At 52.6% G+C, this 14,033-nt stretch carries 17 protein-coding genes and 1 pseudogene; 5 read left to right on the forward strand and 13 right to left on the reverse strand.

The window, feature by feature from the left end; translation table 11 throughout:
• From ACFQO0_RS14580 to ACFQO0_RS14590, 3 genes are all read right to left on the reverse strand, one after another.
• Positions 1-240, reverse strand: a complete 240-nt coding sequence (locus ACFQO0_RS14580) for a FeoA family protein (protein ID WP_382235864.1) — start codon at positions 238-240, stop codon at positions 1-3.
• Positions 241-343: 103 nt separating this feature from the next.
• A complete protein-coding gene (locus ACFQO0_RS14585; RefSeq protein ID WP_382235867.1) occupies positions 344-874 on the reverse strand; it encodes a GNAT family N-acetyltransferase in 531 nt (176 codons plus the stop codon).
• 71 nt (positions 875-945) lie between these two features.
• Positions 946-1,497 carry an NADPH-dependent FMN reductase gene (locus ACFQO0_RS14590; RefSeq protein ID WP_382235869.1) on the reverse strand — a complete coding sequence of 184 codons (552 nt, stop codon included), beginning with the start codon at positions 1,495-1,497 and terminating at the stop codon, positions 946-948.
• 216 nt (positions 1,498-1,713) lie between these two features.
• Between ACFQO0_RS14590 and ACFQO0_RS14595 the strand changes: the two genes are divergently transcribed.
• Complete coding sequence (locus ACFQO0_RS14595) at positions 1,714-1,926, forward strand: DUF3820 family protein (RefSeq protein WP_382235872.1); 213 nt, start codon at positions 1,714-1,716, stop codon at positions 1,924-1,926.
• A 9-nt stretch (positions 1,927-1,935) separates the two neighbouring features.
• Here ACFQO0_RS14595 and ACFQO0_RS14600 read toward each other — a convergent pair whose 3' ends face one another.
• A complete protein-coding gene (locus ACFQO0_RS14600; RefSeq protein ID WP_382235875.1) occupies positions 1,936-2,598 on the reverse strand; it encodes a TetR/AcrR family transcriptional regulator in 663 nt (220 codons plus the stop codon).
• A gap of 85 nt (positions 2,599-2,683) precedes the next feature.
• Between ACFQO0_RS14600 and ACFQO0_RS14605 the strand changes: the two genes are divergently transcribed.
• On the forward strand, positions 2,684-3,130 hold the full coding sequence (locus ACFQO0_RS14605; protein ID WP_382235877.1) for a YybH family protein: 447 nt from the start codon (positions 2,684-2,686) through the stop codon (positions 3,128-3,130).
• A 93-nt stretch (positions 3,131-3,223) separates the two neighbouring features.
• A complete protein-coding gene (locus ACFQO0_RS14610) occupies positions 3,224-3,700 on the forward strand; it encodes a VOC family protein (RefSeq protein WP_382235880.1) in 477 nt (158 codons plus the stop codon).
• A gap of 45 nt (positions 3,701-3,745) precedes the next feature.
• Here the strand turns inward: ACFQO0_RS14610 and alkB are convergent, their stop codons facing one another.
• From alkB to cyoA, 8 genes are all read right to left on the reverse strand, one after another.
• Positions 3,746-4,399: a DNA oxidative demethylase AlkB gene (alkB, locus tag ACFQO0_RS14615; RefSeq protein ID WP_382235883.1), complete on the reverse strand. Its 654-nt coding sequence runs from the start codon at positions 4,397-4,399 to the stop codon at positions 3,746-3,748.
• A 102-nt stretch (positions 4,400-4,501) separates the two neighbouring features.
• Positions 4,502-5,038, reverse strand: a complete 537-nt coding sequence (locus tag ACFQO0_RS14620; RefSeq protein WP_382235886.1) for a response regulator transcription factor — start codon at positions 5,036-5,038, stop codon at positions 4,502-4,504.
• Complete coding sequence (locus ACFQO0_RS14625) at positions 5,039-6,373, reverse strand: ATP-binding protein (protein WP_382235889.1); 1,335 nt, start codon at positions 6,371-6,373, stop codon at positions 5,039-5,041. It lies immediately after the preceding gene.
• A gap of 50 nt (positions 6,374-6,423) precedes the next feature.
• Positions 6,424-7,254, reverse strand: coding sequence for an SURF1 family protein (locus ACFQO0_RS14630; protein WP_382235974.1), 831 nt, complete (start codon positions 7,252-7,254; stop codon positions 6,424-6,426).
• 2 nt (positions 7,255-7,256) lie between these two features.
• Positions 7,257-7,709: a cytochrome o ubiquinol oxidase subunit IV gene (gene cyoD / locus ACFQO0_RS14635; protein WP_382235892.1), complete on the reverse strand. Its 453-nt coding sequence runs from the start codon at positions 7,707-7,709 to the stop codon at positions 7,257-7,259.
• Entirely contained in the window at positions 7,706-8,353 is a 648-nt protein-coding gene (gene cyoC / locus ACFQO0_RS14640; RefSeq protein ID WP_382235895.1) for a cytochrome o ubiquinol oxidase subunit III, read from the reverse strand. The genes cyoD and cyoC overlap by 4 nt, the downstream gene beginning before the upstream one ends.
• The gene (gene cyoB / locus ACFQO0_RS14645) at positions 8,346-10,349 is read right to left on the reverse strand and encodes a cytochrome o ubiquinol oxidase subunit I (protein WP_382235898.1); all 2,004 of its coding nucleotides are present in this window, start codon (positions 10,347-10,349) and stop codon (positions 8,346-8,348) included. The genes cyoC and cyoB overlap by 8 nt, the downstream gene beginning before the upstream one ends.
• Positions 10,349-11,368: a ubiquinol oxidase subunit II gene (gene cyoA / locus ACFQO0_RS14650; protein ID WP_382235901.1), complete on the reverse strand. Its 1,020-nt coding sequence runs from the start codon at positions 11,366-11,368 to the stop codon at positions 10,349-10,351. The genes cyoB and cyoA overlap by 1 nt, the downstream gene beginning before the upstream one ends.
• A gap of 157 nt (positions 11,369-11,525) precedes the next feature.
• Here cyoA and ACFQO0_RS14655 point away from each other — a divergent pair, with 157 nt between their 5' ends.
• On the forward strand, positions 11,526-12,869 hold the full coding sequence (locus ACFQO0_RS14655; protein ID WP_382235904.1) for an MFS transporter: 1,344 nt from the start codon (positions 11,526-11,528) through the stop codon (positions 12,867-12,869).
• A gap of 299 nt (positions 12,870-13,168) precedes the next feature.
• Here ACFQO0_RS14655 and ACFQO0_RS14660 read toward each other — a convergent pair whose 3' ends face one another.
• Positions 13,169-13,396, reverse strand: coding sequence for a hypothetical protein (locus ACFQO0_RS14660; protein WP_382235907.1), 228 nt, complete (start codon positions 13,394-13,396; stop codon positions 13,169-13,171).
• A gap of 471 nt (positions 13,397-13,867) precedes the next feature.
• Between ACFQO0_RS14660 and ACFQO0_RS14665 the strand changes: the two are divergent.
• Positions 13,868-14,033 (forward strand): annotated as a pseudogene (locus ACFQO0_RS14665) (IS30 family transposase); the annotation flags it as partial.

Here is a 14,033-nt window from a genome sequence, read left to right on the forward strand (position 1 = left end):
TTACTGTTCAAGATGAATGCTGACGCGCTGTGCTTCAGAGCGACGCAAGGCAAAACGCGTAAATCCAATTTGCACCAGCAAAGGATCGGCACCGATCGGACCTCGCGCGACGATGCGTACCGGCTCACCCGAAACAAAACCGAGTTCGCGCAAACGCTTGGCGATCGGATCATCACTCTCGATGTTCGTTACCTGATCGACAATCGCGGAAGTAAAAGGAGGAAGTTCGGAAAGATTCACACAAAGCCAAAATTAAATAACAATGATTCTCATTATAATCTAATTCGACTTACAAGTTATACCCCTACGCATGCTCCATCGCGCGCGCACTGCATCGTTTTTTTCAATCGAGAGTAAGGCGCATGGGTAACATGGCGGAAGTGGTGAAGCCGTGCCTGGAATAGAACTTTTGTGCAGCCTTATTAGCACTGTCAGTGAGTAAGGTAATGCGCTTGCACCCACGATCACGCGCAAGCGAAATGGCTTCCGTCAAAAGCCGGGTGCCGACCAGCTCCCTGCGGCATGCAGAACTGACTACCATATCTTCCAGCAACGCTACCGGCGCGCCTAGCGCGGTAGAAACCGTAAACAGCATGTTCAGCATGCCGACCACTTGGCCCATTTGCCCCGTTTTCCCATTCCGCCGCGCGAGCAAGATGATGCCAACATCAGGATTATTAATAATCGTCAGCAATCCCCTGGACTGCGCCTCGCTGTCCGGCGTGAACTCTTGTTCTTGTGAAAACAGTTCCGCCAGCAACGCACTTAGCGCCGGAATGTCAGCAGCACTTGCCGTTTCTATCAACATTTGAGAATGGGAACCTGCGTTTAATGGGTGAAGAAATAGATGGATGAAAAAGTGAAATGCCTTCAAGCTGCTTGATGAGCTTGATGATCATGCCGACTGAAGGTCGACATGATCCGGTCTGACGCAGTACCTCGCTGTCAGCCTGCGTGTTTCTTGACCCAGGCTACATAGGCATCCATCCAGCCTTGCAGGAATTTCTTGCTGCCTTCGCCGATATTTCCCTCTGCATCAAACAAACCATCCTTGGCATGAATAAAGGCCTCCGGCTGGCCGAGGGTGGGCGCATCAAGGTAGGCCAGAATATTACGCAAATGCTGTTGCGCCAGTGCCGTGCCGATTGCACCTACGGAGACACCGAGTACTCCAGCCGGTTTACCTGCCCATGCGTTTTGACCATAAGGACGCGACGCATGATCGATCGCATTCTTGAGCACGCCGGGAATGGAGCGATTGTATTCTGGCGTCAGGAACAACAAACCTTGCGATGCCGAAATATCGGCCTTCAAGCGCTTCACTGCAGCCGAAGGATTGCCGTCATCGTCCTGATTATAGAGAGGCAAATCAGCGATCTGCAACTGCTTGAACACGAACCCTGCGGGCGCGAGCTTGGCAAGCGCGGTGGCCATTTTCTGATTAAACGAATCCTTGCGCAGGCTGCCGACGACAACTGCAATTTGATATTGGCTCATGCTGTTCTCCTTGTTAGAAACTTGAAATGAATGGGCATTGCCACCCGATAAAAGAAACCCGCTTTATCAGGGTAGCTGGATTGCATGCAGTGTTGAAGCATACCCTTGTTAGCCCAGCACCGCAGCGCCCTCCTCCCTTCAAGTATTTGTTCTAGCAGCTGCAAACAGTTTCCAGGTTTATCATGTGCGCCATCGTCGATCACTTCACTGCAAGGCATGAACCCCGAACACCTCTCGCTACTGGTCAGTCAAACCATGCCCTATGGAAAATACAAAGGCCGTCTGTTGGCCGATCTGCCCGGGCATTATCTGGGCTGGTTCGCGCGTGAAGGCTTTCCAAAAGGCGAACTAGGCAGTCTGATTGCCTTGATGTACGAACTTGACCACAATGCCTTGCGTCACTTGCTGGATCCACTGCGTTCGCGCTGAAGAATTGCATTAGCGCATTGGGCTGGCCTGCGGCAAACCACACTCCACCATGTCTATCAGGCGCTGCCCGATCGCTTCTGCCTGATCCGCATCGAGCGCACGCAAAGGACCGTCGATCAGCAACATCGACAAACCATGCACGGCAGACCACGCCAGGAATTCTGCTCCCGCTCGACGCTCTGCCGGCAGAACTCCGGCTGCCAGCATTTCATCCAGCGCGCGACCCAATAACTGAAAAGGCGTCAAACCACTTTTGCCGGCCATTTCCGCCACGCCCGCTTTTTGCAGATCTTCGTGAACCGAAAATGCGGTGCGAAACAGCCCGGGTTCGGCGCGAGCAAAGCGCATATACGCCGTGCCAACTGCACGCAAATGTGCACGGGCAATACCGGTGGCATTACCTTCTTCCTTTACCTTCACCCACTCCACTTCGATAGCCAGCGCCAATTGAGCCTGCGCCGCGGCGCACACTGCCTGCAAGAGTGCGTTGCGATCGGCAAAGTGGCGGTAAGCAGCATTGGGGGCAACCCCGGCCTGGCGCGTAGCCTCGCGCAATACTACTGCGCCTGGGCCGCCCAACCTCGCCAGTTGTGTACCGGCATCCAGCAACGCGCGATGCAAATCCCCGTGCCGATAGGTTTTTCGTTTAGGTGACTCCATTTTCTTTGTCATTTTCTATAATTGTGTACGCTGTACACTATCTATCCTATTATTTATGCGTGCCGCCCACAACACCTCATTTCAAAGGAGAAATATCATGGATCAAGCCGTTGTAAACATCAAAGCCGAAACCGATATCCGCAACCTGATCAAGAGTTGGGAAAAGGCCGCCAGTGCGGGTAATCTGGATGCCATCATGTCGCACTACTCACCCGAAGTGATTGCCTATGACGCCATCGCAGCGCTGCAATTCAAGGGCGCGGAGGCCTACAAAAAACATTGGAAGATGTGTCTTGAAATGTGTAGCGGACCGATGACTTTCACGATGCACGACTTGCATATCGGTACTGCTGATGAAATCGCCTACAGCCATTACCTGAATCATTGCGGCGGCTCCGACAAGGATGGCAATCAGCATTCTTCATGGATGCGCGTGTCCAGTGCCTATCGAAAAATAAATGGCCAATGGCGCATCGTGCATGAACATTTTTCCGCGCCTTTCGATCCCGAGAGCGGCAAGGCCTTGTTTGATCTAAAGCCCTGAGTCACACGCATGCAGCACCTTCATGGAGTGCAGGCGCAACCGTTACTCCGGCAGTGAGCATAGGCCGGCGATAAAAATCCAAGGAGAACCATCATGAGTCAGACCAAAGTACAAGCAATACCGAACGGGATGCACAGCGTCACACCGCATCTGGTGTGTGAAGGTGCAGCCGCAGCCATTGCGTTTTATATCAAGGCATTCAATGCAGTGGAGTTGGCGCGTCTGCCCGGCCCGGATGGAAGAATAATGCATGCGCAAATCCGTATCGGCGATTCCTGCGTCATGCTGGTGGACCAAATGCCCGACTGTGGCGCATTCGGGCCAAAGGCTTTGAAAGGCTCACCAGTCACGCTACATCTGTATGTCGAAGATGCCAATGCGGTGTTCAATCGTGCCGTTGCAGCCGGTGCCACCGTCAAGTTTCCCATGGACGATATGTTTTGGGGTGATCGCTACGGTGTCGTGGAAGACCCGTTTGGTCACAATTGGTCGATCGCGACACACGTTCGCGATGTCAGTCCGGAAGAAATGAAACAAGCGCTCGAAAAAATGGTCAGCGCCACATCGTGATGTCGCCACCATCCACTGTTGCGCTGATGTGCAATGCACCCATGCTCAACTGACTTTGCGAAAAGTCAGATTGATGCGGTGCTGGCCTAGCAGCGGATGACTTGCCTGTTTGAGTGGCAGTACTCCGTGATAGCGCAACCTTGCGGCGCCGCCCCACACCACAACATCGCCATGCGCCAGCGGTATGCGCATGGCTTTTTCTTCGCGCTGCATGCCGCCAAATAAAAACATGGCGGGGACGCCGAGCGAAACCGAAACGACGGGTTGCGTGAAATCACGTTCGTTTTTATCCTGGTGCAAGGACATGCGCGCACCGACCTCATAGCGATTGATCAGGCAGGCATCCGGTGCGAAATCGTTGAAGCCGGCTTGTATTGCCGCTGCTTGCGCAAGCCGGATCATGAAATCCGGCATTTCCGGCCAGGCATGCCCACTATCCGGATCTGTGCGGTCGTAGCGATAACCACTGCGATCCGTCACCCAACCGTAAGTCCCGCAATTGCTCATCGCGACCGACATCCGAAAACCGCCGGGTGTGACCATGTGGCGTAACGGTGCGGCGGCAAGAATGCTTTCCAACGCTGCAAGAATGTTCGCTTCTTGATCAAGAGCGAAACCACGCAACACAAGTGCACCTGCGCACAAAGGCTCTTGCCAAGTACGCCTGCTTTCTTCCTCATCGAACAAGCTCAAGGTCATGACATGCTCCTCAAGTTACTTACTGAACAGAGTCGCGTAGCGCGGCTGCACAGTCGAGCCCCGCCCTGTGGCATCAAGAATGTCATGCAAATAGGGCAAAACTTATTTGACGCGCTGCTTTTCGAGCTTGCGCGCCAGCGTGCGCCTGTGCATACCCAGCCTGCGGGCTGTTTCAGAAATATTGAAATCCGTTTCCACCAAAACTTCATGTATGCGCTCCCACTCGAGCGTCTTGATTGATGTCGAACGGCTGGTCAGCTCTATCTCGTTCACGCCGGCTATATGGCCAAATGCCGCTTCAATGTCATCGGTATTCGACGGCTTCGCCAGATACTGGCATGCGCCCAGCTTGATCGCCTCTACTGCCGTGTTCAAACTGGCAAATCCGGTCAACACAACAATCAGCATCGCCGGATCATGCTTGTGCAGCATCTGCACGCAGGCGAGACCGGATGTATTGCCTTCCAGCTTGAGATCGACGACCGCATAACCGGGGGAATGCTCGCGCAGCAAGACGCTGGCAGCATCCTGATTCGGTGCAAGCAAAACTGTATATCCGCGACGCTCGAACGAGCGCCCCAATGTGCGCGCAAAAGCGGCGTCATCTTCAATCAGCAACAACAGGCGATCAGTCGACATTTATTCTTCCTCGTCCAGGCTGATTGCAGCGAGCGGCAAAGTGAGTTCAACCAGCGCGCCGCCCTCTTCCCGATTACGCGCGCTAAAACTTCCGCCCAGTTTGCGCGCCACATTCACGACCAAAAACAAGCCGAGGCCGCTGCCTGGACGTCCTTTGGTCGATTGATAAGGCTTGCCTATCTGCGCCAGCATGGCAGGCGCAAAGCCGGGACCTTTATCCATGATGCGCAACGTCAGCGTGTCGCCTTGGCGCGAGGCTTCCAAACTGACAAATTGCGGCGAGGCTTCAAATGCATTGTCGAGGACATTGCAAATCATCTGTTTCAACACAGAATCGAATACCACAGGCGCGTCATGCGCAATCCGGTTGATGTATTCGAAGGAAGCGACCGGCCTGCTGGTACGCCACTCAGTTGCGAGGTCATCTAGAAACGTGCTGAGCGTCGTCTTGACTGAGGATTCTCCACGCGCTTCGCCGGCTGACAGCAAAATGCTGCTGACGATACTTTTGCAGCGTTGCAACTGTGTTTCCATCTCGGTAATTTCTTCCAGCAACACCTTGTTTTGGGTGAATTCCGGCATGTGCTTCCAGTCCCCCAGAATCACCGACAGCGTCGCCAGCGGCGTCCCTAGTTCATGCGCAGCCCCGGATGCCAGCAGCCCCATGCGCACGATATGTTCTTCTTCCAGTGCGCGTTTGCGAAACTCTGCGAGTTGTGCATCGCCTGCACGAAGATTCTGGCTGATACGTGTCATGAAAAAAGCCAGCAAGATACCGTTCAAGGTAAAGCAGATCAGCATGCCTTGTACATACAAGCTGAAAAACCGTAGTTGATGATCGTAGGGCAATACCAGCGGACTTGAAAAAAGAGTCAGTCCGATAAGGCAGGCGCTGGTGATTCCAACGATGCTCCATGTCGACCATGCCTCCAGCAGCATCGCGCTCAAGATAACCTGCAGCAGATACAGGAAGATGAAAGGATTGGTGGTGCCACCGCTCAGATAAAGTTGAGCAGTCAGGATGCCGACGTCCACCAGCATCGCAAGGAACAATTCATTGTTCGAGACGAAGGGCCGTTCGTGCCAACGCAGGTGGCTGGCAATGTTGAAGGCAACCAGGCATACCAGCACTTCCAGCATGTGACGCACCGGCAGGTCGATGCCGAAGATCAGCGTGACGACAGCAATCGTCGTGATCTGGCCAACGACGGCGATCCAGCGCAGCTGAATCAGTTGCTGCATATTCTTGTGGCCGACGGAATTTTCAGCACGCACTGCGTTGCTTCGGATTTTCAGCTCGTCTTTAACCGAAGGAATTTCAGTTTTTCCCAGCATCTTCAATTTCTCTGTCTATACGATCGGCGCGGCTGGCAGCGCCAAGAGAATCAGCGTGTGCGCGCTCGTCTAGCCTTGCGCTCTTCACGTGCCACCCAAAAGGCTGCACCTGCCACCATCAAGGCAAGAGCATACCAAGTAAGTGCATAGACCATATGGCTATTGTGAAATGCGATGACGGTGAGACCGGCGACCGGATTGATAGTTGATGCATCCGCGTTACTTGCTGCAGCATTTTTATCGACTTCTGTGTCAATAAAGTAAGGCGCAACATTTGATAATTTGTGCGCTTGCGCGAGTGCTTGTACATCGCGTGAATACCAGCGAGCACCGGCCGGATCATTGCTGCGCAAGAACCCGCCGCCTGGTTCGTTCATCCGCAGTAAACCGGTGACAAGGACGGTCTTGGTATTTCCAAGGACAGCCGGATTGGCCTTTCCCTGTTCGGAAAAAATTGCCTTGCTTTGCGCTTCGGTGATGAAGCCGCGATTGATGAAAACTGTCGTGCCGTCTTCGGCACGTAATGGCGTCATCAACCAGTAACCGGCACCGAGTTCAGTAACCGCTTGAACCTTACTCGACAGTTCATGTAGAAAGATACCGCTTGCATTGACGTGACGATACTCATCATTCGCCGCGCTGACTTGCGACCAGCAATCCGGCGCCGGCGCAGCAATCGCTACCGCATGCACACGCTGATCTACACGTTCAATCAAGGCGAGCTTCCATTGCAAACGATAGACTTGCCAGGTACCCAGCGCGATAAAGCCGGCAAACAACAACAGCGCGCAAACAGCCAGCACGATCCGCGTTGTGCGTGAACGTAAAGACGGCTCGGTTTCCTGCGAAACCGAGCCGTCCTTGTTTTGCAACTCATGCACCATTATTTATGGTTCATGTGAGGCGTAACAGCAGGATTAGCCGACGGCATCAGCATTTCGCCAGTCGGATCAGCCATGTGCGGCATCATATTGGTATTGAGGTGATACATGACCCAGATAGAACCAACCAGCATGATGACAACCACCATGATGGTAAAGACCAGCGCCAGCATCGACCAGCCACCTTCGGACTTGGTATTCATGTGCAAGAAGTAAATCATGTGAACCACGATCTGAACTGCTGCAAAACCAAGAATAACGAATGCAGTGGTGCTGGAATTGCTGATCACTTTACCCATGACCAGCCAGAACGGAATCGCTGTCAGGATGACCGACAGAATGAAACCAATCGCATAGGTTTTCAGGCTGCCGTGATCGACATGATCTTCGTGGCCGTGGTGACCGTGACCGTCGTCATGAGCCGCATGTGCGGTATTTGCGTGATGATCGCTCATGGCAAGACTCCCATCAAATAAACAAAGGTAAATACACCGATCCAGATCACGTCCAGGAAATGCCAGAACATCGACAAGCACATCAGGCGACGGCCGTTTTCAGGAATCAGACCATGACGTTTGAGTTGGAACATCAAGGTGACCAACCACACGATACCGAAGGTAACGTGCAAACCGTGAGTCGCAACGAGAGCGAAGAACGCTGTCAGGAAGCCACTACGGTGTGGACCCGCACCTTGGTGAATCAGATGGCTGAACTCATACAGTTCCAGCGCCAGGAAGGCCGCACCGAGCAATCCGGTGATACCCAACCAGATCATGGTGGCACGCAGGTTTTTCTTCTGCGATTCCAGCATGGCAAAGCCGTAGGTAATCGATGACAACAGCAGGAAAGCCGTATTCATCGCCACCAATGGCAAGTCAAACAAGTCGGCACCAGTTGGACCGCCAGCATAGTTACGACCCAAAACAGCGTAAGTGGCGAACAGACAAGCGAAGATCAGGCAATCGCTCATCAGGTACAACCAGAAACCCAGCAAGGTGCTGCTTTCCGGATGATGCTCATCCACGTAATAACGCGCGCTCGGATCAGCGCCAGCATCAGCGCTTAATGCGCCAGGATAATTTGCAGTAATTTCAGACATGGCTTTCCAGCAAACGTGTGCGAGCTTCTTCGGTACGGGTTACTTCTTCCGCCGAGATGTAGAAATCGCGTTTGTAATTAAAGGTATGAATAATAATGGCTGCCATCATGACGACGAACACCACTGCAGCACCCAACCACATGTGCCAGATCAGACAGAAGCCGATCGCTGCGCTCAATGCAGAAATGATGAAACCGGCCGCCGTATTTTTTGGCATGTGGATTGCGGTGTAGCCTTTCAATGGACGCTTGTAGCCGTTCTTCTTCATGTCAGCCCATGTGTCATTGTCATGAACACGTGGTGTGAATGCGAAGTTGTAATCTGGCGGTGGCGACGAAGTCGACCATTCAAGCGTACGACCATTCCATGGATCGCCTGTCACATCGCGCAATTGTTCGCGACGTTTGAAGCTGACATAGAACTGCATGAACATCGAACCAACACCAGCTGCAATCAACAAGGCACCGACCGCTGCGATCTGGAACCAGATTTGCAATGATGGGTCCTGGAACTGACTCATACGACGCGTCACGCCCATCAGGCCCAACACGTACAACGGCATGAACGCCATCCAGAAACCAACCAGCCAGAACCAGAACGAGCATTTACCCCAGAACACGTCGAGCTTGAAGCCGAACGCTTTCGGGAACCAGTAGTTAATTGCTGCAAACACACCGAACACGACGCCGCCGATAATCACATTGTGGAAGTGAGCGATTAAGAACAAGCTGTTATGCAACACGAAGTCAGCTGGTGGAACCGCCAACAACACGCCGGTCATACCACCGATCACGAACGTGACCATAAAGCCCATCGTCCACATCATCGGCAATTCGAAACGAATACGGCCGCGATACATCGTGAACAACCAGTTGAAAATCTTCGCGCCGGTCGGGATCGAAATAATCATCGTGGTGATACCGAAGAACGAGTTGACACTCGCGCCGGAACCCATCGTGAAGAAGTGATGCAGCCAAACCAAGTAAGACAGAATCGTGATCACGACAGTCGCGTACACCATTGAGGTGTAACCGAACAGACGCTTGGCCGAGAATGTCGATACAACTTCCGAGAACACGCCGAACAGCGGCAGAATCAAGATGTAAACTTCCGGGTGACCCCAGATCCAGATCAAGTTCACGTACATCATGGCATTGCCGCCCATGTCATTCGTGAAGAAGTTGGTATCAAATACACGATCCAGTGACAACATTGCCAGCACAGCGGTCAAGATTGGGAATGCTGCAACGATCAACACGTTGGTGCACAAAGCAGTCCACGTGAAAACCGGCATCTTCATCATATCCATACCTGGTGCGCGCATCTTGACGATGGTTGCAATCAGATTGACACCGGACAGCAATGTCCCTACCCCGGCCACCTGCAGTGACCAAATATAGTAATCGACGCCAACACCCGGGCTGGCCAAAATTCCAGACAGAGGTGGATACGCCAACCAGCCGGTACGAGCAAACTCACCGACGAACAGCGATGCCATTGTCAACATCGCGCCGAAAGTAGTCATCCAGAAGCTGAAGTTATTCAGGAACGGGAAAGCAACGTCGCGTGCGCCGATTTGCAAAGGCACTACATAGTTCATCAAACCGGTAACCAGCGGCATCGCCACGAAGAAAATCATGATCACGCCATGCGCGGTAAAGACTTGATCGTAGTGATGTGGTGGCAGGAAGCCAGGGTTATCGCCAAAAGCGATCGCTTGTTGCGCACGCATCATCAACGCATCTGCAAAGCCGCGCATCAACATGATCAAACCGAGGATCATGTACATGATGCCGATTTTCTTGTGATCGATACTGGTAATCCAGTCGCGCCACAACGTGCCCCACACGCGGAAATAAGTCATCAAGCCGAGGACAGCACCACCCCCCAGAACCACCATGCCGAATGTCACCAGCAAGATTGGTTCATGGAACGGGATTGCGTCCCAGGACAGACGGCCAAAGATAAGCTTCGTCAGATCAATATGGTCTAGCATCAATTACTCTTCAATAAATTGGTGGACGAAGTGCATACCGCTGCGTCGATTTCGGCGACGCGTGAAATGTTTCCGTTACTTTGGAAGTTTCTGGCAGCAGCTTCAACCTTCATGCGGTTTGCATCGTCATGCATCATTCTGTCCATGCAGACAGTTCCTTCAGCAACGCAGCGATTCAAGATTGCGCCGTACAAGTCAGGTGCGACTTTGCCGTAGTAACGCACTGGTTCGCGTTCGCTAGGCGCTTCCAGCGCGGTATAGCTTGTACGATCCAGCGAACCGCTTTCAGCTTTGACTTTTTTAACCCAGTTTTCGAAGTCTGCCTCACCCATGCCGTGATACTTGAAACGCATGTGCGAGAAGCCGTCACCACTGAAGTTCGCGGAGAAGCCGTCGTAGACGCCTTCTTTATTAATGACCGCGTTCAACTGTGTTTGCATGCCTGGCATGGCGTAGATCTGACCAGCCAACGCAGGAATGTAGAACGAATTCATCACGGTCGAGGCAGTAATCTTGAAACGCACAGGAACGTCAATTGGCGTAACCAATTCATTAACGGTCGCAATACCTTGTTCAGGATAGATAAACAGCCACTTCCAATCGAGTGCGACCACTTCCACTATCATCGGCTGGGTAGCGGATGAAATCGGGCGGTCTGCGTCCAGCCTGTCGAGCGGACGATATGGATCGAGCGTATGCGTGCTGATCCATGTAATCGCACCCAGAACGATAATAATCAAAAGCGGAGCGCCCCAAATTACCAGCTCAAGCTGTGTGGAGTGATCCCAATCAGGATCATATTTGGCTGTTGTATTACCCTGCCGATAACGCCAGGCAAAGAAAAAAGTCAGGAAAATCACCGGAACGATGATCAAGAGCATCAACAGCGTGGAGACCACGATGAGTTGTCCCTGCTGGGCAGCTATGTCACCGGAAGGATTGAGCACCACCAAGTCGCAACCTGCAAGCAACATGAGAGGCAACAACAATAATCCGCGACGAGTTATCAAAGAAGTCATTCAATTCATTACGGAGGTTAGAAGATCGTGATAATGTAATACAAACAGCGTGCGTTGCCGATAGGACGTTTTGTCCCACCCTGATGGTCAGGGACTTGTGGATGTGGGGCAGCCGTCAGCGCGTTGTTAAAACAAGATCGATATGGAGGCCAAGCTTATGGATACCACGTATAACACTGAACTTCCACCCGACTCGCGGCTTGCCTCACCGGGCAATGGCCCTCGCCTGCTCAATACCAGGCATTCCCATATAGCACCCGGTGAAATTGCCATCGGCGTCGTCATTGGGCGCGCGTCAGAATACTTCGACTTCTTTGTATACGCAATTGCGTCGGTGCTGGTTTTTCCGGCGGTGTTCTTTCCGTTCGCCCAGCCGCTTGAGGGCACACTTTACGCGTTTGTTATCTTTTCGTTCGCATTTATCGCCCGGCCGTTCGGAACCATTGCCTTTATGGCAATTCAGCGGCGATTCAGTCGAGAAGCGAAACTGACGCTGGCGTTATTCCTGCTTGGTTTTTCCACTGCCGGAATCGCATTCCTGCCAACCTACGCGCACATGGGTGCCACCGCAATTATCGCGTTGTCGCTCTTGCGCATAGGACAAGGTGTTGCGTTGGGTGGTTCATGGGATGGCCTGCCTTCCCTGCTTGCGCTTAACGCACCGCAAAACAAACGCGGCTGGTATGCGATGTTGGGGCAGCTCGGCGCGCCGGTCGGTTTCTTCATAGCCGCAGGCCTGTTTGCGTATCTGATCTCGACCATTTCCAGAGCGGATTTTCTGGATTGGGGCTGGCGCTATCCTTTCTATGTTGCGTTTGCCATCAATGTCGTAGCGCTGTTCGCGCGTCTGCGTCTGGTATCGACGCCGGAATACAGCCGCTTGCTGGATGAACAGGAACTGGAACCAACCGGCGTAGTGGAAATCACCACTTCGCAAGGCCGCAATCTGGTTATCGGCGCACTGGCAGCATTGGCCAGCTATGCATTGTTCCATCTTGTAACGGTATTCCCGCTGTCCTGGATTAACCTGTACTCGGCACGCTCGATCAGCACCTTCCTGCACGTACAGATGTGGGGTGCCGTATTGGCCGCCGTCGGTGTTGTCGCCTCCGGTCTGATTGCCGATCGCTTTGGTCGTCGAACCACACTGGGGACACTTGCGGTCTTGATCGCGATCTTCAGCGCCTTTGTTCCCATGCTGATGGATGGTGGACCTGACGGGCAGGATCTGTTCGTCATACTCGGCTTTGGTTTGCTGGGCTTGTCGTATGGTCAGGCTGCTGGTGCAGTGTCAGCAAACTTCCCTGCCAAATACCGTTACACCGGTGCGGCACTGACATCTGATCTTGCATGGCTGGTTGGCGCTGGTTTTGCTCCGCTGGTCGCGCTTGGCCTTTCCGCACATTTCGGCCTCGGCTATGTCAGCCTGTATTTGCTGTCAGGTGCTGTTGGCTCGCTGGCTGCATTGAGCCTCAACCGTTCATTGCAGATACGCAATTAGTTTTCGTCGTTAGCGATTAGCTTCGCATATTAAAAAGGGCGGACATTTTTAAAGATGTCTGCCCTTTTTCATTCCCTTGGCTATTTAATACAACACCAGCTATCGGGCAGAAGCAGCCTCTCGGAGGCGTAAAAAAAGCAACCATGAGGTCGCCTTATTCATTTCACGTCTGAATTAATCAGAACGCCCACTTCGCTGAGTCGATGCGGTATGGATCAGATAATTCGAACGACCTTCCGCCAATAGCCGCATCGGGGAATTGACCGCATCACTGGATATCGACCGACTATTTTTTGCCATCATGACAAGGGCAAATCCAAACCGAGCTTCCTGGCAAGGATGAAGGTAACAAATCCCAAGGCCAGGACCAATAGCACGAATACTGCAACTACCTTGCCGCCCGCACGTAGCAACGCGCGCTTCTTCTCCTTCTTCTCTTGATCGAAATGCCACTTGATGGCGAAGTACATGCCCGTCCCGAGCACGAGAGCCTTGAAGGTAACGAAGACTATTGGGACCCATTCCATGATTTTGAGTATTCCTGGCTATTACTTGACACTATCGAACGTGAGAACACGACCTCAAAACGCGGCATGATATCTCAATTGAAGTCTGTTTATTTTAGGGCAAGCAAACCGCGATCAACATTGGACATAAAGCCCTACCCTCAGGTGGCAACGTTGGAATGCAACTGACCGCAATTTTGAAATGCAGCTAAGTGGCAACTTTGTTTTTCGAATCGGTGGCAACATTAATGCGAATATTCACAATATTCTGAATGGTGCTTATGTCGCCTACCAGAATGGTGACGAGGTCGGGGAGAGGTCATTAGCTGAACGAGTTTTAAGGCAACATTTACGGTCGAATGAGCGCAGCCAATCGTCGTTCATTCAAGACCCTCTCCCGTAAATCTACATTTCGCTAATGTCCACTTTGGGTGGCGGTTTCAACCGGTGGATGCAACACACTAAAGGCTATGCAGATAGCGGGAGTGTGTCATGGTTCACCGAACAAGGATCATTTATACCGATAGCCAGAAGGCTCTGATGTGGGATCGCTGGAAGAAGGGAGAATCTCTCCAGCAGATTGCTCAGCTATTCGATCGAAACCATTCGTCTGTGCAACGCATTCTGGCTGATAGTGGTGGAATCCGACCACCACCAC

The sequence above is a fragment of the Herminiimonas aquatilis genome (assembly GCF_042665175.1).
Classification (GTDB): domain Bacteria; phylum Pseudomonadota; class Gammaproteobacteria; order Burkholderiales; family Burkholderiaceae_D; genus Oxalicibacterium; species Oxalicibacterium aquatilis.